The sequence below is a fragment of the Leptolyngbya sp. PCC 6406 genome (genome assembly GCF_000332095.2).
Taxonomy (GTDB): Bacteria; Cyanobacteriota; Cyanobacteriia; order Phormidesmidales; family Phormidesmidaceae; genus PCC-6406.
This window is the reverse complement of record NZ_KI913949.1, coordinates 4,255,771-4,272,794: the sequence shown is the minus strand read 5'-3', so window position 1 is coordinate 4,272,794 and position 17,024 is coordinate 4,255,771. Positions and strand designations below refer to the sequence as shown.

The window sequence follows — 17,024 nt, the reverse complement described above, 5'->3', positions numbered from 1 at the left end:
ACTGGGCTTTGGCCATTGCGGTTGCGCCAGTTTTCTCTGAGAGAGGGCTGCTTGAACTACAGACTTCTCGGTTTTGGCATGGTCGGCATGGTCCTGGGGGGGCAGCTAGCTGCACCTCCAGTTTCCCTATGTGCAAATTTAGAGGCGATTCGCGATCGCGGCTACCTCGTGGTAGGGGTCAAGGACAATTGGCGACCCCTAGGCTTTTTAGATGAAACCGGGGAACTGGTGGGCTATGAAATTGACATTGCCCGCCAACTCGCGGTAGATCTCTTCGGAGATGCCGAAGCCGTTCAGTTTCAGCCCTTGGCCAACGATGCCCGCCTAAACGCCGTCCTCGCCGATGAGGTAGATATGGCCATCGCCGGAGTAGGCGTTACCCCCATGCGCCAGCGGGTGGTCAGCTTTAGTATCCCCTACTACCTCGACGGCACCGGATTTGTCACCCGTCTCCCTACCATTCAGCGACTTGAGGATCTGCGGCAAGGCGCGATTGCCCTACTTCAGGGCTCTGAAGCGGTCACCCATGTAAACTTTTTCCTACCTGCTGCCCGCTTAATTGGCGTGCCCTCCTACCCCGATGCCTTAACCACCCTGGAAACACGACGGGCCGATGCCTTTGCCGGAGATGTCAGCGTCCTAACGGGATGGGTTCAGGAGTATCCTGAGTATCGGCTCTTGCCCGATGTCCTGACAGCGGTGCCCCTAGCTATCGCCATACCCAAGGGAGTCCAGTACGATACCCTCCGCCGTCAAGTCAACGCCTCCCTCAACCAATGGCATGAGACAGGCTGGCTCGAAGAACGCGCCGCAGTCTGGGGATTACCCTGAACGTGGCAAGATAATCAGCATGTGATGTTCTGCCCGGTTTCTGCCAAAGCGCCCCATGGAAAATAGCAATCTACTGCTCACCTATCTCTCAACACTGTTGGTCCTATTGGGGGTCGCAGCAGTGTTGGTGCTGCGTCAGGTGATCAAAACCCGCCGCATTGAAACCACCCTCAACCGACTCCAGACCAAACTGAGCAAAGAAAAGGGCACCGCCCAGGAACACTACGAACTAGGGAGTCTGCTGCTAGACAAGAAGCTCTATGCCAAGGCTGCGGCCCAACTCAAGCTTGCCCTCAAAACCCTGGCCAAGGATGAAAAGGAATATTCTCCGCTGATTCTGAATGCCCTGGGGTACACCCACTTTGCCCAAGAGCAATACGACGTAGCGATTCGCCACTACAAGGAAGCACTGGAAATTGAGCCCGGTTATGTGACCGCCCTCAATAACCTGGGCCACAGCTACGAGCGTAAACAGTTAACGAGTCAGGCTCTAGAAACCTATGAGCAGGCCCTCCAGCTAGAACCCCAAAACAAAACCGCCAAGCGTCGCTCTGAGTCCCTCCGCAAGCGCATCGCCCCTGCGAGTTAAGGATTGCGCGATAAAATAGGCACTTTGAATTCGGTTCCCCTTCCCCCCAATTCAACCTTGCCCCCCAATATCAATTCTCCGGTTGAATCGAGTCTAGGGTTTGACCAGGGGGCAGATCGACAAAAACCCGTTCCCCCACTGTCACCCCCTCCAGAATTTGAATATTTTCCCCCGCTTGCGACCCCAGCGTGACAGGGCGAAACCGGACGCGATCTCGCTCATCGGGTACCAAGACCCCCGTGCGGCCTGCCTGGGTAATCACCGCCACCGTCGGTACCACTAGAGCATCCTGGAGGCTGTCACCGATGAAACTCACATTCACATTCAAGTTAGACAGGAGCCTATCCGTCCCCGTCAGCAGGTTAATCCGCACCTGAAATAGGGTCACATTTTGGCGCACGATCGCCTCCGGGGCAATCAACCGCACCTGCCCCTGAAAGATGTCATCAGGGAAAGCATTAGCCTGAATCTCCACCGCCTGACCTGGACGAATCTGGCTAATATCCGCCTCGGGAACCTCCGCCAGTATCTCTAGGCCGCTGGCCAGGGCCACAATCGCCGTTGAGGTTGCCGAGGTCGCCTCCGATGCCGAGGTGGTTGGTGTCACAAAGGCTCCCGCTGTGGCAAATTTCTGGGTGATGACTCCTGCAAAAGGAGCCCGGATGCGGGTGTCCTCTAGACTCACCTCAGCGGCTTGGAGTTGGGCCAGGGACTGCTCTAGACGGGCAGCGGCTTGGGCTACCGCCTCCGGTTCCGGCGCATTGCCAAGTTCTAGAAGTCGCTGACGGGTCTCCTCTGTACGGGCTTGGGCTTGAACCAAGCCAGCTTCTGCACTCCGCACCTCGCGCACAAAGGTATCTAACTCGTTGGCCGAGATGGCCCCCTGGGCCTGAAGCTGGCGATTCCGTTCTAGCTGCCCTTGGGCGAGGTCAAGGCGGGCTTGGGCGTCCTGGGCCTGGGCGACGGCCCCCGCTACAGCGGCGCGGCCTTGGCCGATGGCGGCGGGGACATTGCCCCGCTGCACTTCCGCCAGTCGAGCTTCGGCCTCCGCCACTGCGGCACGGCTTTGCCGCAGTTGGGCCTCGATGTCACTGCTCCGCATCTGGGCAATAAGCTGTCCAGCAACGACCGTATCCCCCTGCTCCACATACAGCCGCTCTAGAATGCCAGCAGTCCGGGGACTCAGGTTCACGGTTTGGATCGGTTCCACCGTGCCACTGGCCTGAATGCGGACTGTCAGGGCGGTGGAATCTACTGGCACTGTCAGGGCGTTCACGTCGTAGGCAGGCCCTCGGTTGCCTCCCGTTGCGATCGCGATCGCCCCCAACCCCATCAACGCCACCACGCCTGCTGCCAACACCCAGCGCCAGGGATATCGAATTTTGCTAGTTTTCAGTGCTGCCATATCCCCCAACTGGGGCGGGAGAACTCCGGCCCACTGTCATTTGTACGCTCCTCAACCATATTGTCCACAGTTCTTTGTCCACAGCCCCTGGTACTGAGCAGCATAAACACTCTAACCGTTTCATCTAGGATACGAGGGCTGATTTCCACTGCGACTCAAGGCACTATCAATTGAGCAGCAGCGTTGAAAAATCGCCGCCGCAGTCCCAGGGTTATCAACAGCGCCGCCAGCAATGTGGCAAAGGCCAGCATAAACATAATCATCATTTGGTATAGGGCCGCGTTCAGCGGGTCGGCCCCCGCCAGCAGTTGCCCGGTGATGATCCCCGGTAGGGTAACGATGCCGACCACCATCATGGCATTGAGGGTGGGAATTAAGCCTGCTGTAATCGCCTCTCGCCGATAGGGGTGAATGGCTTGGGCCGGGGTGGCCCCTAGGCTCAGGTGGGTTTCGATGGCGGTACGGTTTTGCTGAAGGGCATTAACTAGGCGCTCTCCTGCGATCGCGGCGGCAGTCATCGTATTGCCCAAGACCATGCCCGTCAAGGGCACGAGATAGCGCGGCTCATACCAGGGCTCCGGGCGCATTACCACCAGGATAATGTAGGCCATGGTGAGGGCGGTACTGGCGAGTAGAGTCCCCAGCACCAGCACCAAAAGCCCCTTTACCTGTTTGCTAATGCGGTTGCGGGCCACCCATGCGGCTACGGTGAGCATCACGCCGAGGATCCCCAGTACCGCCCAGGGGCTGCGCCAAGCAAATACCACCGCCAACAGGTATCCCACACCTAGCAGTTGTAAGACGGTGCGACCCGTTGCGATCGCAAGGGATCCCGTCAGCCCCAGACGTTGCCATGCCGATAGTGCGATCGCGATCGCCATCAGCCCCAGCGCTAAAGTCAGTTGCAGCCCAGTGAGTTCTATCACAGCCATCTCCAGGGTTTGAGACGCAGTATATCGGAGAGGCGGAATGGCATGTCAGGCTACTGTGCAGGCTAGACTTTGGCAAGCTCAGCCGAGGGAAGCCCCCGCTACGGACAGGGGAGATAGGGGTGGATACAATAACTTGTGTGTAAATCCCTTCGCGCTTGATTCACCTTCCAACACGCTCTAATTCGTCGCTGCTGTGCCTTTCAAACCTGAATTTTTAAGTAGCCTGTCGATTGATGTGTTCTCTAACCTTCTCGACGGCATCAGCGATCCCCTAGTGATCAAAGATTGTCGCCATCGGTGGGTGTTTGTGAATGAAGCCTTTTGCCAACTGGTAGGCTACCCGGCAACGGCCCTATTAGGGCAGTCCAACACCAATATTTTGTCGTCGGACGAGGCGCGGGTGTTTTGGGAAGAGGATGATATCGTCCTGATCAGCCACCAACCCCAGCAGCGGGAGGCATCCCTTACCGATGCCCAGGGACAACAGCGTATTGTCGCCAGCCACAAGTCGGTTTTTCAGGATAGTCAGGGCAATACCTTTGTCATTGCCACTCTGCGAGAGGTGACCCAGCAAAAGCAGGTAGAACTCTCTCTGGCGGATAGTGAAACCCGCTTTCGAGAACTGTTGGCCAATGTGCCGGGGGCGATTTACCGCTGTCACTATGATGACAATTGGACCATGGTGGTCCTTAGCAATTGGGTGGAGGATATTTGCGGCTATCCTGCCACAGACTTTATTCAAAATCGGGTACGAACCTGGTCTACTCTGCTCCACGGAGATGATCAGGACTGGGTAACGGCAGCGGTGGCGTTAGCCCTAGAGGAACAGCGGGCCTATGAGTTGGAGTATCGTATTTGGCACCGGGATGGCAGTCTGCGGTGGATCTATGAAAAGGGGCGGGGCTCCTTTGATGAAACGGGGAATCTGCAACATCTGAATGGGGCCATGTTTGACATTACGGCCCGTAAGGCAGCGGAGCAGCAACTGCGCCAGAGTGAAGCGACAAATCGGGCCTTGATCCAGGCGATTCCCGATTTACTGATCTCTATGGATGGAGATGGCACCTACCGAGATGTGTCTAGCAATATTGACCTGAGTGTGGCCCCGGCGGAGTCTTTCCAAACGGGTACTGTGCGCACAGTTTATGACGTGTTGCCCCCGGCCTTGGCAAATCAGCGGATGTCTCATGCTGCTGCTGCGCTAGCGACGGGCAAAATCCAGATCTATGAGCAGGAGATTGAGATTCGGGGGGAACTCCGCCATGAAGAGGTGCGGATGACCGCTAGTGGTGCCAATCAGGTGTTGGTGATAATCCGGGACATCAGCGATCGCAAACGGGCAGAGACCCAGCTTCAGCAGTTCAATGCCGAGTTGGAACAGCGGGTTCTGGAGCGCACCCAAGATCTGGAGGCATCTCAACAAAAGCTGTCGTTGGTGATTCAGCAGACGCCGATGGCAGTGATTGAGTGGGATCCGGCGTGTCGGGTCCAGGCTTGGAACCGGGCGGCGGAGAAAATCTTTGGCTATCCAGCGGCGGAGGCGATTGGACAGAAGGCGAGCTTTATTGTGCAGCCGGAGGTGCAATCGCTGGTGGACCAAATTTTTGTCGATCTCCTGCACCAGCAGGGGGGCACCCGCAGTGTCAACACCAACCTCACCCGCGAGGGGCGGCTAATCACCTGCGAGTGGTACAACACCCCTATTGTGGACCTAGACGGTGAGGTGATGGGGATGGCGTCTCTGGTGTTAGACATCACTGAGCGGGAACGGGCCACGGCGGCCCTGCGCCAGAGCGAGGCCCAGATGCGCCATCATCGGGATGCCGTCGCCCAGCTTGTGCGCGATCGCGCCCTAGAGCAGTTGAGCTTTGAGCAATTTGTGGCCCAAGTGCTAGAGGCGGCGGCAGCGACCCTCGATGCCAGTGCGGGGCTGTGGATGGTCAGCCGCGATGGTCAGAAGCCGGCCCAAAGGGGCCATCATAGTACCCTGTGGTGTCACGACTACTACAGTGTGGCAGCGGGCCATAGTCGCCAGCCCAACCTCCCCCTAGAGAATTTGGGCACCTATATGCAGGCACTAGCGACGGAGCGCACCATTGCCATAGCGGATATCACCGCTGATCCCTGTACTCAGAATTTGGCCCAAGTCTATGATCCATTAGAGCTAGGGTCGGTGATGGCGCTGATGCATACTTCCCTGTGGCTGAAGGGGGAAATGGTAGCGGTTTTTTGCATTGAATCCTGTGGGGAAACGGCGCGGCCATGGAGTTTGGAGGAAATCAGTTTTGCCGGATCCCTGGCGGATTTGTTGACCTCAGAAATTGAAGCTTGGCAGCGGCGGCAAACGGAACTGGCGCTGCAAAAGTCGGAGATGAATCTGCGGGATCAGGCGGTGGAACTCCAGCACACCCTAACCGAACTCCAGCGCACCCAGGCCCAAGTCATCCAGAGTGAAAAAATGTCTAGCCTGGGACAATTGGTGGCGGGGGTAGCCCACGAGATCAACAATCCGGTGAACTTTATCTACGGCAACCTCACCCATGCCCGCGCCTACACCGATGACTTACTTCACCTGCTGGACCTTTATCAGCAGGAATACCCCCAACCTACAGCGGCGATCGCAACGGAAATCCAGATTATTGATCTGCCCTTTTTGCTGGAGGACTTGCCCAAGCTGCTCAACTCCATGAAGGTGGGGGCCGATCGGATTCAGGAAATTGTGGCTTCCCTCCGTACCTTTTCTCGCATGGACGAGGCAGAGATGAAGGCGGTGGATATCCATGCGGGCTTGGACAGTACCCTGATGATTTTACAGAACCGGATCAAGGTGAAATCCGATCGGGGCGAAATCCAAGTGGTGCGCCAGTACGGCGACCTGCCGCCGGTAGAGTGTTATGCGGGACAGCTCAATCAGGTGTTTATGAATATCCTCAGTAACGCTATTGATGCCCTAGAGGAGGCATTGGCCACGGGCCACATGGAGGGTGAATCCCCGCAGATTACCCTGACGACTGCCAGGGGGGAGGGGGAGGGGGTCAGAATTGCGATCGCGAATAATGGCCCCGCCCTACCGGAGTCGGCCAAGCCCCACATTTTCGATCCCTTCTTCACTACCAAACCCATTGGTAAGGGAACGGGCATGGGCCTCTCCATCAGCTATCAGATCGTGGCGGAAAAGCATGGTGGCACCCTGACCTGCCTCACCCCTGCCACAGGGGGCACCTGTTTTGAGATCACAATCCCCCTCCATCAAGAACAAGGGGCCTTAGCATGACCCAGACTCGGATGCCTCGACGGGCCTTGCGCGTTCGACCCATCGCCCATGCCCTCCAGATCACACGGGTGATGCTATCGGTGTACTACGCCTATATGGTGGAATACCGAGCCGAGCTATTATTTTGGGCACTTTCGGGCACTTTTCCGCTAATTTTCATGGGTATCTGGGCCTATGCCGCCGAAAGTGCCCCCACAGGATTGGATGCCTTGACCTTTATTCGGTACTTTTTGGCGGTGTTTGTAGTGCGCCAATTTACCGTGGCCTGGGTCGTGTGGGAGTTTGAGCGGGAGGTCGTAGAGGGGAAACTGTCCCCCTATCTGCTTCAACCTATTGACCCGGTGTGGCGACATTTCTTCAGCCATGTTTCGGAGCGACTGGCACGGCTGCCCTTTATTGTGGCGCTGGTGGGATTATTCCTACTGCTGTATCCCCAGGCAGCTTGGCTACCCTCTCCCTCGGCCCTAGTCTTGGGGGTAGGGGCAACGGCGCTGGCCTTTTGCCTCCGGTTTTTAATTCAGTACACCATTGCCATGCTGACCTTCTGGACAGAGCGGGCTACAGCGGTGGAGCAGTTTTGGTATTTGCTGTATCTGTTTTTGTCGGGGATGATTGCGCCGCTGGATCTATTCCCAGAAGGGGTACGGCAGGTGGTCCTGTGGACGCCCTTTCCCTATTTGATCTATTTCCCCGTCAGCCTACTGATTGGTAGCCCAGTGGATATGCTTCAGGGGGTGCTGGCGATTTTAGGTTGGGGACTGATCTTTCTGGCCCTCAATCGCTGGCTGTGGCGGCGGGGTCTGCGCCAATATTCCGGCATGGGGGCGTGATGGGACGCTATTGGGCGGTGTTGCGGCTATTTTGGGGCACTGCGATCGCGGCGGAGCTGGAGTATCGATTCAATTTTGCGATCGCAACCCTCACCAGCCTGGGGAACTTGGTCGGCAGTCTGTTTGGACTGTTTTTGTTCTATGGCAATGGCTACGGATTCGAGGGCTGGACCTGGGAACAAGCCCTAGTGGTGCTGGGAGTCTTCACCCTGTTGCAGGGCTACGCCGCCACCTTCCTCGCTCCCAACCTGAACAAAATTGTCACCCAGGTCCAGGAAGGCACCCTGGATTTTGTCCTGCTCAAACCCATCAGTTCCCAATTTTGGCTGTCTACCCGCGCCTTTTCCCCCTGGGGTCTGTCGGATCTGCTGTTTGGGTTGATCCTGATTATCTATGCCGGCATCCAACTGGGGTTGAACCCATGGATTTATGTGCTTGCCCTGCCCCCCTTAGCCTTTGGCTTCCTCAGCCTCTATAGCTTGTGGTTTATGTTGGGGGCCACCAGTATTTGGTTTGTGAAAATCTACAACGTCACCGAGGTCTTGCGAGGGCTACTGGAGGCAGGTCGTTTCCCCATGGCGGCCTACCCCGTGGCCTATCGCATCTTTTTTACCTTCATCATCCCCGTGGCCTTCCTCACCACCGTTCCTGCCCAGGCCATCCTCGGCCAAGGGCAACCTGGCTGGATCCTCGCCTCCGCAACCCTGTCGCTAGTGCTACTGCAATTCTCACGGTGGTTTTGGCGCTTTGCCCTGCGGTTCTACACCAGCGCCTCTAGTTGACAGGATGTTCGGTTAAGGGGGGCCAATCCCTGCCCTGCTTCACCATGACATTGATCACCATGGCATTGAGAATTGTCTGCTTGCCACCACTTGGTTGAAGTCGATACCATGAAGTTTCTGTAACACTCCCCTGCCAATGGTTGCGACACCAACCAAACCCCTAAGTCTGGATGAGTTTTTGGCCCTGCCAGAGACCAGACCCGCCAGTGAATACATCAACGGTTCTATCCTCCAGAAACCCATGCCCCAGGGCAAGCACAGTGCCATTCAGGGGGAATTGGTCGCCACCCTGAACCATCGACTCAAACCCCAGCGTCGGGCTCGGGCTTTCCCAGAACTGCGGTGTACCTTTGGGGGACGCTCCATCGTTCCCGATATTGCCGTTTTTCAATGGCACCGGATACCCAGAGATGAAGACGGAGCCATTGCCAATACGTTTACCCTAGCTCCAGATTGGGTCATCGAGATTCTATCCCCAGACCAAAGCCAAACTCGCGTGATTAAGAATATTCTCTATTGCCTGCACCATGGCACAGCCGTTGGCTGGCTGATCGACCCAGCAGAGCAAACGGTATTTGTTTATTGCGCCAAACAGGCATCTGAGGTTTTTGATGAACCTGATGCCCGACTCCCCATGCCGACCCTAGCCGATGACCTCCCCCTTACGGTGAAGGAACTCTTTGGATGGTTGATGGATTAGCCAGTCTCGAACACTGGCTAATCCATCAGCCGGGACTCTCGCCCTGGGGGTAAGCCCCGATCTATGCTGGGTGAGCCCCTTGTTACCCCCCCCAGGAGATGACGACCCAGACTGCCCCAGTAGCGTCCAAGAAACTTTGGCTAGCGGCGATTAAGCCCCCCATGTACAGCGTGGCGATTATGCCCATTGTGGTGGGCAGTGCTGTGGCCTACCAAGAAACCCAAGTCTTCCACCTGGGAGTCTTTGCCACCTTTTTGCTGTCGGCGGTGCTGATTTTGATCTGGGAAAATCTTAGTAACGATGTCTTTGACTCAGAGACGGGCATCGATCTGAACAAGGCCCATTCCCTGGTCAATCTGACCCGCAACAAGACGCTGATCTTTGCCCTGGGAAATGGAGCCCTAATGTTGGGGCTGGCGGGCATTATTGCGATCGCACTTTACCAGCGGGATGGCACCGTTCTGGGGCTGATTCTACTCTGTTGCGCCCTGGGCTATACCTACCAAGGTCCGCCCTTTCGCCTCGGCTATCAGGGGCTGGGGGAAATTCTCTGCTTCCTCAGCTTTGGCCCCCTAGCGGTGGGAGCTGCCTACTACAGTCAGGCACAGACCTGGTCCATTACGAGCCAGATAGCCGGGGCTATCGTCGGCATCACCACCACCTTGGTGCTGTTTTGCTCCCACTTCCATCAAGTAGAAGATGACCTAGCGGCGGGTAAACGCTCCCCCATCGTGCGATTAGGCACCCAGCGGGGAGCCCAGATCATTCCCTGGAGTTGTGGCCTCGTCGCGATATTGGTGATCGGGGGCGTGGGGCTAGATGCCTTTCCCGCCTGGAGTCTGCTGACCCTGGCCAGCACCCCCTCAGCGGTGCGCCTGAGCCAACATGTGCTGCGCTACCACGATCAGCCCGACCAAGTCAGTAACGCTAAATTCTTTGCCATTGGCTTTCACTTTTGGAGCGGGCTGCTGCTGGCCCTGAGTTTTGTCCTACCCACCGGGGTGTAATGCTGCACCTGGCCCTGCGGCCCTACCGTCGCCCCTTTCGTCAGCCCCTCCACACCCACCACGGTCCTTGGAGAGAACGCCAAGGCTGGCTGGTGCGACTGAGCGACGATACTGGGGCCGTGGGCTGGGGAGAAATCGCCCCTATTCCCTGGTTTGGAACGGAATCCTGGACAGCGGCGGTACGTTACCTCAAGTCCCTGGTCCTTCCCCCCTGGGAACGCAACCCCGGTCCATTGGTGATCACGGACAGGACTTCCCCCCTCACTGCCCCACCCCCCCACCCCCTCACCCCCCTAGGGGGAGAAGTGACGGCGGATCAACTCCTCACGATCCCCGATGCCCTACCTGCCTGCCAATTCGGCCTCGAAGCTGCCCTGGCGGATCTGCACCAGCCGATTCCCCCAGTGCTCCTAACGCCAGCTCAATGCTGCGCCCTACTGCCCTCCGGTCCAGCAGCCCTAGAGGCATGGCCCGCCCTGTGGGACCGGGGCCACCGAACCTTTAAGGCCAAAATTGCCGTGGCTCCCCTGGCAACGGAACTGGCCTGGGTTGCAAACCTCCTAACGGTTTTGCCCCCAACTGCGACCCTGCGCCTGGATGCCAATGGCGGTCTGACCAGAGAGACAGCGGAACAGTGGCTCCACCATTGTCAGCACTGGGGCGATCGCCTTGAGTTCCTAGAGCAACCCCTGCCCCCAGCGGATTGGCAGGGGTTGAGCACCCTGGGGGATCGCTTCCCCGCCCAAGTCGCTCTGGATGAGTCGGTGGCGACCCTAACCCAACTGCGGGCCGTGGCGGCGGCGGGTTGGCGGGGAACAGTGGTGATCAAACCCGCGATCGCAGGTTCCCCCCAGGGCTGGATCGAGATTTGCCAGCGCTACCCTCTCCAGCCTGTCCTCTCGTCGGCACTGGAAACAGCCGTGGGGCGACGGACAGCACTCCACGGCTGGGCAACTTGGCTTCAAGGGGGAGGAAGCCAGCGCGCCCTTGGGTTTGGCATTGACCACTGGTTTGCAGACGACTGGGGGAACCTCGGTCCTGGGGATCTCTGGTATCGGGCTGGGGTGTGAGGGTGTGAGGGTGGGTGGGGGTGAGGGTGGGGGGGGGGGAGGGTAACGTCACCGTCTGCCTTGGGCGCGGAAACCGCGCCCCTACGGGATATTGCATTCAAAATTCAAAACTCCTATCACCTATCACCCCCCCACCCCATCACCCCATCACCCCATCACCCCATCACCCATACAAGCCCATCACTGCCTCCAGCCCCAGGCGGGACTGGGCGCTGAGGGAAAAGGCCGAGATATGGCCGTGGTGAAGGTGATCGGCGGCAGCACAGCCAATCATGGCGGCATTGTCGGTGCAGTACTTCAGGGGGGGGAAGAGCACCTTCACCCCAGCAGCGGTGGCAGCGGTGGTGAGGTGGTGACGCAGGCCACTATTGGCCGCCACCCCTCCCCCGACCACCACGGTGGTTAAACCATAGTCCAGGGCGCATCTCAGGGTGCGCTTGGTCAGCGATCGCGCCACTGTGGCCTGGAAACTAGCGGCTAGATCCGCAACGGGTAACGGATCTATACCCTGGGCTTGGAGGGACTGGACCAGCCGCAGCACCGCCGTCTTTAGCCCGCTAAAGCTGGAGTCGTAGGGATGAAAGCCGCCCTCCGGCAGGGAAATATTGCCCTCTGGCAGGGGAAAGACGGTAGCATCTCCCGTTGCCGCCAGTTGGTCAATGATGGGGCCACCGGGATAGCCCAGCCCCATCAGCCGTGCCACCTTATCAAAGGCTTCCCCCGCCGCATCGTCGCGGGTTTTGCCCAAGACGGCATAGTCCCCACAGCCCTTCACATGAATCAAACTGGTGTGGCCCCCGGAGACCAACAGACACAGAAAGGGCGGGTTCAGGCCCGGATCTGTCAGGTAGGAGGCGTAGATGTGCCCCTCTAGGTGGTGTACCCCTAAAAAGGGCTTTCGGCGCACCATGGCCAGGGTCTTTGCCGCCGTCAACCCCACCATCAACGCCCCCACCAGCCCCGGCGCACAGGTCGCCGCCACGCCGTCAATGTCGTCCCAGGTTACCCCTGCTTGGGTTAAGGCTGTTGCCATCACTGTACCCATATTCTCCACATGGGCACGGGAGGCCATCTCGGGCACCACGCCGCCGTAGGGGCGATGCAGATCAATCTGGGAGGCGACGATGCTACTGAGGACAGTGCGATCGCGTACCACCGCCGCCGCCGTTTCGTCACAACTGGTCTCTAGGGCTAAAACCGTCGGCATATACTACAAGGACAAAATGAAGATAGAAGGAAGAAAAATCATGGTGACAAGATTTACAAAACGCTGCAAATAGCCGCAAACAACTTTGAGAGATGTAAACCCCGCGCCAGCTTTGCTTTACCGGGTTTCGGCGGCAAGGTATTATGCCTCCAATGTTGGGTGAAAAATCCCTACAAATAACTTAACTTTCTGTGTCCATAAACCTTGGCCTTTGCGTAATAAAGGGAAACACTGTATGCGACGGTTGTTTGCTCTAGCCTTAGCAATCTCACTCTGGGTAGGGATTGCCCTACCCGCCTCCGCAGATGTGGCTGGACTCACCCCCTGTGGCGAGTCCGCCGCCTTCCAACAACGGGCAGCTCAGGCGACCACTGACTCTGCCAAAGCCCGTTTTGCTCTCTATGGCAATTCCTCCCTCCTCTGCGGTCCCGAAGGACTGCCCCATTTGATTGTGGATGGGGACTTTGCCCACGTGGGTGAATTTATCATCCCGAGCCTTCTATTCCTGTACATTGCAGGCTGGATTGGCTGGGTCGGTCGGTCTTACCTGATCGCGGTCCGGGGTGGTAAAGATGCTGAAGAGAAAGAGATCATCATTGATGTCCCCCTAGCGGTCAAGTGCTCCCTCTCTGGGTTTGCATGGCCTCTGGTGGCAGGAAAAGATATCCTCAGCGGCGAAATGTTCGCGAAGGATAACGAAATTACCGTGTCGCCACGTTAGTGGTAAATCTCTGTTCATTGTTTTCAGGAGAGCACCCCATCCATGGATAACCTACTGAAGTATCTATCCACTGCCCCCGTGATAGCCACCGTCTGGTTTGTTATCACCGCAGGGATTTTGATCGAGTTCAATCGCTTCTTCCCTGACCTGTTGCTGCACCCCTAGGTGTCAGCCTTTCTTGGGCATAACTGCTGTGCTTCATTTGTGTGAGTAGGAGACCTACGATACATGTCAGACATGATTCAACCTGCGGGTGATCCCCAGATCGGCAATCTGGAAACACCCATTAATTCCTCCGGTTTTGTTAAAGCCTTCATCAGCAACCTACCCGCCTACCGTGAGGGGCTTGCTCCTCAGCGGCGGGGACTAGAGGTCGGTATGGCCCACGGCTATTTGCTGTATGGGCCTTTTGCGCTACTTGGCCCCCTGCGGGACTCTGATATCCCTGGCCTAGCGGGCCTTCTAGGTGCTGCTGCCCTAGTCATGATCTTGACCGCTTGCCTGTCCATTTACTCTGGAGCAGGCATCAGCAAGGCTGTGACCGAGGCAACAGCTCCCTATACGCCCCCTGCTGCCTTCAGCACCAATGAGGGCTGGAGCGAGTTTGCTGGTGGCTTCCTCATTGGCGGCATCGGCGGAGCTACCTTCGCCTATCTTTTGGCGGCGAATTTACCGCTGCTGCTCAGTGTGGTTTCTGGCGGTCACAGCTAGATTTACGCACCCAAGGGTTTTCCAATCTGGTTAGGCTGTCCCTAGGGCAGCCTTTTTTTGTTTTGGCTTTTGAGGGCTAGTGTTCTGTCAAAACAAGAAATTGGGCTATTTCGTAGGTTGGGTGAAACGAAGTGGAACCCAACAGCAATAACCTTTGTTGGGTTCTGTTAGCACTTCACCCAACCTACCAGTGGTCCATGAATCTAAGTTTGACAAACCACTAGTGTTGCAAATGCATCCATAACCTAAGGGCCGCTGTGCATCGCTCCTACGGCTGCGCCCGTAGGGCAGCGATGATGTGGGTGTTGGCCTTAGGAAAGGGATACTGGTCTAGATCCGCTAACTCGACCCAACGCACCTCGTCGCATTCGATGGGCTGGGGCTCACCGCTGAGATGGCGACAGTGGAATACGTTGAGAGTGACTTTGAAGTGGGTGTAGGCGTGGTCTAGGGTGATGAGGTGATCGCCGACTTCAACTGCGATCGCAAGTTCCTCCTGAATTTCCCGACGAATACAGTCCTCTACCGATTCCCCCGATTCAATTTTGCCCCCCGGAAATTCCCATAGCCCTCCCAGCAGACCAGATTGGCGGCGACGATCGATCAGTACCTGTCCAGCGTCATTCCACACCACCGCGACACCAATCTGTTTATGGGGTAGGGGAGTACGGGTTTCAGTCATAGGAATCTCCGACTGCAAATGGTGGGCATAAGCCCGACAGTGATCCTGCCAAGGACAGCGATCGCAGGCGGGCTGGCGACGGCTACAAAGGGTGGCCCCCAGGTCCATCAGAGCTTGATTAAAATCCCTAGCCCGAGAGGGCGGTAGAAGGGTGGCTGATAACCGCCAGAGATCATCTAAGGCTCGGCTGGGAGGCCGATCTAGGGCCACTAAGCGGGCTAAAATCCGCTTCACATTACCATCTAGAATCGGTACAGCCTGATCAAAGGCGGCGCTCAAAATACCGCCAGCGGTGGTACGACCAATCCCCGGTAGGGCCATTACCTGATCCAAGATATCGGGAAACTGTCCCCCATGGGTATCTACAATAATTCGAGCTGCCCGATGCAGGTTACGGGCACGGGCATAGTAGCCCAGCCCTTCCCAGGCTTTGAGCACCGTTTGCTGATCCACTACGGCTAGGTCCTGAACCGTAGGGAATCGCTCCAGCCAGCGGTGATAATAGGGCAACACAGTCCCTACCTGGGTCTGTTGCAACATAATTTCCGAGACCCAGATTGCGTAGGGATCTCGGGTCTGTCGCCAGGGTAGATCGCGACCGTGCTGTTGATACCAGGAAAGGAGATGCGATCGCATCTCCTCCCTCTCTAAACCCTGAAAATCAGGGCTCGACTTAGATATCTTTTGACCCATCGGAGGCCATAATCGACTCCTCAAAAGCAAGGCGCTGTTCCGCCCCCCGCAAAAAGTAACCACTCATCATCGCTGAGGCCAAGAGCCGCCCCAAATGCTCACGGCTGGTGGTAACGCTGATATCAAAGTGCTGGGATGGCAATCCCCCCAACAGGCCGATTATGTTGTGTTCCATGGCCTGCATCACATCCTGGGAAACAGGCCGCGAAAGTTGGGCAATGGTTTCTGGACCCATGGCCTGCACATATTGCAAGAGTGCATTGCGTTGATCCGCATTACCCTCAAAAAAGTCTGGAGTGTTGCCAGATGGGTGATTCACTTGACTTAATACCTCACTGGGCTAGCAACGGCGGCATAGCAAGCTGTGATCTGTTTACTACGCCTGTAACACTTGGACGTACTCTAACAGCGACTTGGTCCTGCCTGGGGTAGGTGGAACCGAACTTACCATGGAGGGGTTCTCACCCGCCCTAGGGCGCTCTCAAGAATTGCCAGAGGGTGTTTCACCCCGCTGACAAAAACCCTTAAAGCCAGCCCGTATCCATTAAGCTGCACTTGCCAGATAAATTGTGCTTGCTAGACTACTCAGGCTATTCAGTATGGGTTATGTATTTCAGGATACCCAGATTCCTCAATTCCTTTCCAAGGGAATAGGAGGATCTTCTATTGGAGATCTGCAATTAAATAACACCCCCTACCGCCATATCGGTCCCCCACCCACCGGGCGAGCACCCTCCGGCTATGCAGCTCCACCGGAGCCGCTACGGCGAACAGGGCATAGGACAGGCAAGGAATTGCCCCTACGGAATTAACTTCAATCCTGGATTACCCGGCACTGGGTAGGGCGGGTTTTGAGCCTCCCATTTGGGATTTCTAAGGAATTGCTCCTACGGAATTAACTTCAATCCTGGATTACCCGGCACTGGGTAGGGCGGGTTTTGAGCCTCCCATTTGGGATTTTCCAGTAGACACGAGCTAAACCCGCCCCTACGGGATTTATCCCCACACCCCCACACCCCCACACCCCCACACCCTCTCTTACCAAGTCGGATCCACATAGAGATTAATCGTCAACTCGCTCTGACCAGGGGGAACTGCACTAATGCAGGCACAGATAGGTTCCTCGTAGCCTGAAATCTCAACTTCGCAGGCGTGGCAGGAGCCCATGAGACAACCCGTGGGGATGGTAAGTCCAGCCCGGTCTGCCACCTGAAGCAGAGAGTCCCCCACCTCGGCAGTTACCGTGACATCATCGGGTAAAAATCGGATCGAAACGGTCATAGGGAATGGGGTTGCCCTTACGGGTTCACCTGCTTCAGCATCTCTACCAGGACGTGATGGACTTCCTTAGCATCCGCCAGGGGATGATCAAAGAGGACACGGACGGGCACTGCCACCCCCTCCACTTGGGCCGTCAGATTCATTCCTTCCGCATCAATAGTGTCCATAGTGGCGGCAGTGGCAGCTTGCTGCTGACCAAACACTTGAACATAGGTCAGAACCGCGTCGCTATGGTCCTTATTCATGTGCTTACAAATGCGATCGCTGACAGCAGCCGTAATAGCCTCAGACATGGTAAATCTCTTTAAC

18 protein-coding genes are annotated in these 17,024 nt (G+C 56.9%); 11 read left to right on the top strand and 7 right to left on the bottom strand.

Annotated elements, in window-relative coordinates; all coding sequences use genetic code 11:
• Positions 1 to 51: 51 nt before the first annotated feature.
• Both LEP6406_RS0218905 and LEP6406_RS0218900 read left to right on the top strand, forming a co-directional pair.
• On the top strand, positions 52 to 831 hold the full coding sequence (locus LEP6406_RS0218905) for a transporter substrate-binding domain-containing protein (protein WP_008314979.1): 780 nt from the start codon (positions 52 to 54) through the stop codon (positions 829 to 831).
• Between the two features lie 55 nt (positions 832 to 886).
• Positions 887 to 1,420 (top strand): tetratricopeptide repeat protein, encoded by a 534-nt coding sequence (locus LEP6406_RS0218900; RefSeq protein WP_008314981.1) that lies wholly within the window; start codon positions 887 to 889, stop codon positions 1,418 to 1,420.
• Positions 1,421 to 1,490: 70 nt separating this feature from the next.
• Here LEP6406_RS0218900 and LEP6406_RS0218895 read toward each other — a convergent pair whose 3' ends face one another.
• On the bottom strand, positions 1,491 to 2,825 hold the full coding sequence (locus LEP6406_RS0218895; RefSeq protein WP_008314983.1) for an efflux RND transporter periplasmic adaptor subunit: 1,335 nt from the start codon (positions 2,823 to 2,825) through the stop codon (positions 1,491 to 1,493).
• A 155-nt stretch (positions 2,826 to 2,980) separates the two neighbouring features.
• Entirely contained in the window at positions 2,981 to 3,757 is a 777-nt protein-coding gene (locus LEP6406_RS0218890; protein WP_008314985.1) for an ABC transporter permease, read from the bottom strand.
• 235 nt (positions 3,758 to 3,992) lie between these two features.
• Between LEP6406_RS0218890 and LEP6406_RS30505 the strand changes: the two genes are divergently transcribed.
• The 6 genes from LEP6406_RS30505 (at position 3,993) to LEP6406_RS28840 (ending at position 11,420) form a co-directional block, all read left to right on the top strand.
• Positions 3,993 to 7,031 (top strand): PAS domain S-box protein, encoded by a 3,039-nt coding sequence (locus tag LEP6406_RS30505; protein WP_225886574.1) that lies wholly within the window; start codon positions 3,993 to 3,995, stop codon positions 7,029 to 7,031.
• A complete protein-coding gene (locus LEP6406_RS0218880) occupies positions 7,028 to 7,861 on the top strand; it encodes an ABC transporter permease (RefSeq protein ID WP_008314992.1) in 834 nt (277 codons plus the stop codon). The genes LEP6406_RS30505 and LEP6406_RS0218880 overlap by 4 nt, the downstream gene beginning before the upstream one ends.
• The gene (locus tag LEP6406_RS0218875; protein ID WP_008314994.1) at positions 7,861 to 8,643 is read left to right on the top strand and encodes an ABC transporter permease; all 783 of its coding nucleotides are present in this window, start codon (positions 7,861 to 7,863) and stop codon (positions 8,641 to 8,643) included. The genes LEP6406_RS0218880 and LEP6406_RS0218875 overlap by 1 nt, the downstream gene beginning before the upstream one ends.
• Positions 8,644 to 8,779: 136 nt before the next feature.
• A complete protein-coding gene (locus tag LEP6406_RS0218870; protein ID WP_008314996.1) occupies positions 8,780 to 9,343 on the top strand; it encodes a Uma2 family endonuclease in 564 nt (187 codons plus the stop codon).
• Positions 9,344 to 9,441: 98 nt separating this feature from the next.
• On the top strand, positions 9,442 to 10,350 hold the full coding sequence (gene menA / locus LEP6406_RS0218865; protein WP_008314998.1) for a 2-carboxy-1,4-naphthoquinone phytyltransferase: 909 nt from the start codon (positions 9,442 to 9,444) through the stop codon (positions 10,348 to 10,350).
• The gene (locus tag LEP6406_RS28840) at positions 10,350 to 11,420 is read left to right on the top strand and encodes an o-succinylbenzoate synthase (RefSeq protein ID WP_008315000.1); all 1,071 of its coding nucleotides are present in this window, start codon (positions 10,350 to 10,352) and stop codon (positions 11,418 to 11,420) included. The genes menA and LEP6406_RS28840 overlap by 1 nt, the downstream gene beginning before the upstream one ends.
• Before the next feature lie 163 nt (positions 11,421 to 11,583).
• Here LEP6406_RS28840 and tsaD read toward each other — a convergent pair whose 3' ends face one another.
• Complete coding sequence (tsaD, locus tag LEP6406_RS0218855) at positions 11,584 to 12,627, bottom strand: tRNA (adenosine(37)-N6)-threonylcarbamoyltransferase complex transferase subunit TsaD (protein WP_008315002.1); 1,044 nt, start codon at positions 12,625 to 12,627, stop codon at positions 11,584 to 11,586.
• A gap of 235 nt (positions 12,628 to 12,862) precedes the next feature.
• Between tsaD and LEP6406_RS0218850 the strand changes: the two genes are divergently transcribed.
• The 3 genes from LEP6406_RS0218850 to LEP6406_RS0218840 all read left to right on the top strand — a co-directional run bounded on the left by LEP6406_RS0218850 (position 12,863) and on the right by LEP6406_RS0218840 (position 14,059).
• Positions 12,863 to 13,348 carry a photosystem I reaction centre subunit III gene (locus LEP6406_RS0218850; protein ID WP_008315004.1) on the top strand — a complete coding sequence of 162 codons (486 nt, stop codon included), beginning with the start codon at positions 12,863 to 12,865 and terminating at the stop codon, positions 13,346 to 13,348.
• Positions 13,349 to 13,390: 42 nt separating this feature from the next.
• A complete protein-coding gene (gene psaJ, locus LEP6406_RS31480; protein ID WP_008315006.1) occupies positions 13,391 to 13,513 on the top strand; it encodes a photosystem I reaction center subunit IX in 123 nt (40 codons plus the stop codon).
• A gap of 63 nt (positions 13,514 to 13,576) precedes the next feature.
• Positions 13,577 to 14,059, top strand: a complete 483-nt coding sequence (locus tag LEP6406_RS0218840; RefSeq protein ID WP_008315008.1) for a photosystem I reaction center subunit XI — start codon at positions 13,577 to 13,579, stop codon at positions 14,057 to 14,059.
• 268 nt (positions 14,060 to 14,327) lie between these two features.
• Here the strand turns inward: LEP6406_RS0218840 and mutY are convergent, their stop codons facing one another.
• The 4 genes from mutY to LEP6406_RS0218820 all read right to left on the bottom strand — a co-directional run bounded on the left by mutY (position 14,328) and on the right by LEP6406_RS0218820 (position 17,008).
• Positions 14,328 to 15,377, bottom strand: coding sequence for an A/G-specific adenine glycosylase (mutY, locus tag LEP6406_RS0218835; RefSeq protein WP_008315009.1), 1,050 nt, complete (start codon positions 15,375 to 15,377; stop codon positions 14,328 to 14,330).
• A 37-nt stretch (positions 15,378 to 15,414) separates the two neighbouring features.
• Positions 15,415 to 15,753 (bottom strand): DUF760 domain-containing protein, encoded by a 339-nt coding sequence (locus tag LEP6406_RS0218830; RefSeq protein WP_008315011.1) that lies wholly within the window; start codon positions 15,751 to 15,753, stop codon positions 15,415 to 15,417.
• A gap of 719 nt (positions 15,754 to 16,472) precedes the next feature.
• Entirely contained in the window at positions 16,473 to 16,715 is a 243-nt protein-coding gene (locus tag LEP6406_RS0218825; RefSeq protein ID WP_008315015.1) for a 2Fe-2S iron-sulfur cluster-binding protein, read from the bottom strand.
• Between the two features lie 17 nt (positions 16,716 to 16,732).
• A complete protein-coding gene (locus LEP6406_RS0218820) occupies positions 16,733 to 17,008 on the bottom strand; it encodes a DUF2470 domain-containing protein (protein ID WP_008315017.1) in 276 nt (91 codons plus the stop codon).
• Positions 17,009 to 17,024 lie beyond the last annotated feature (16 nt).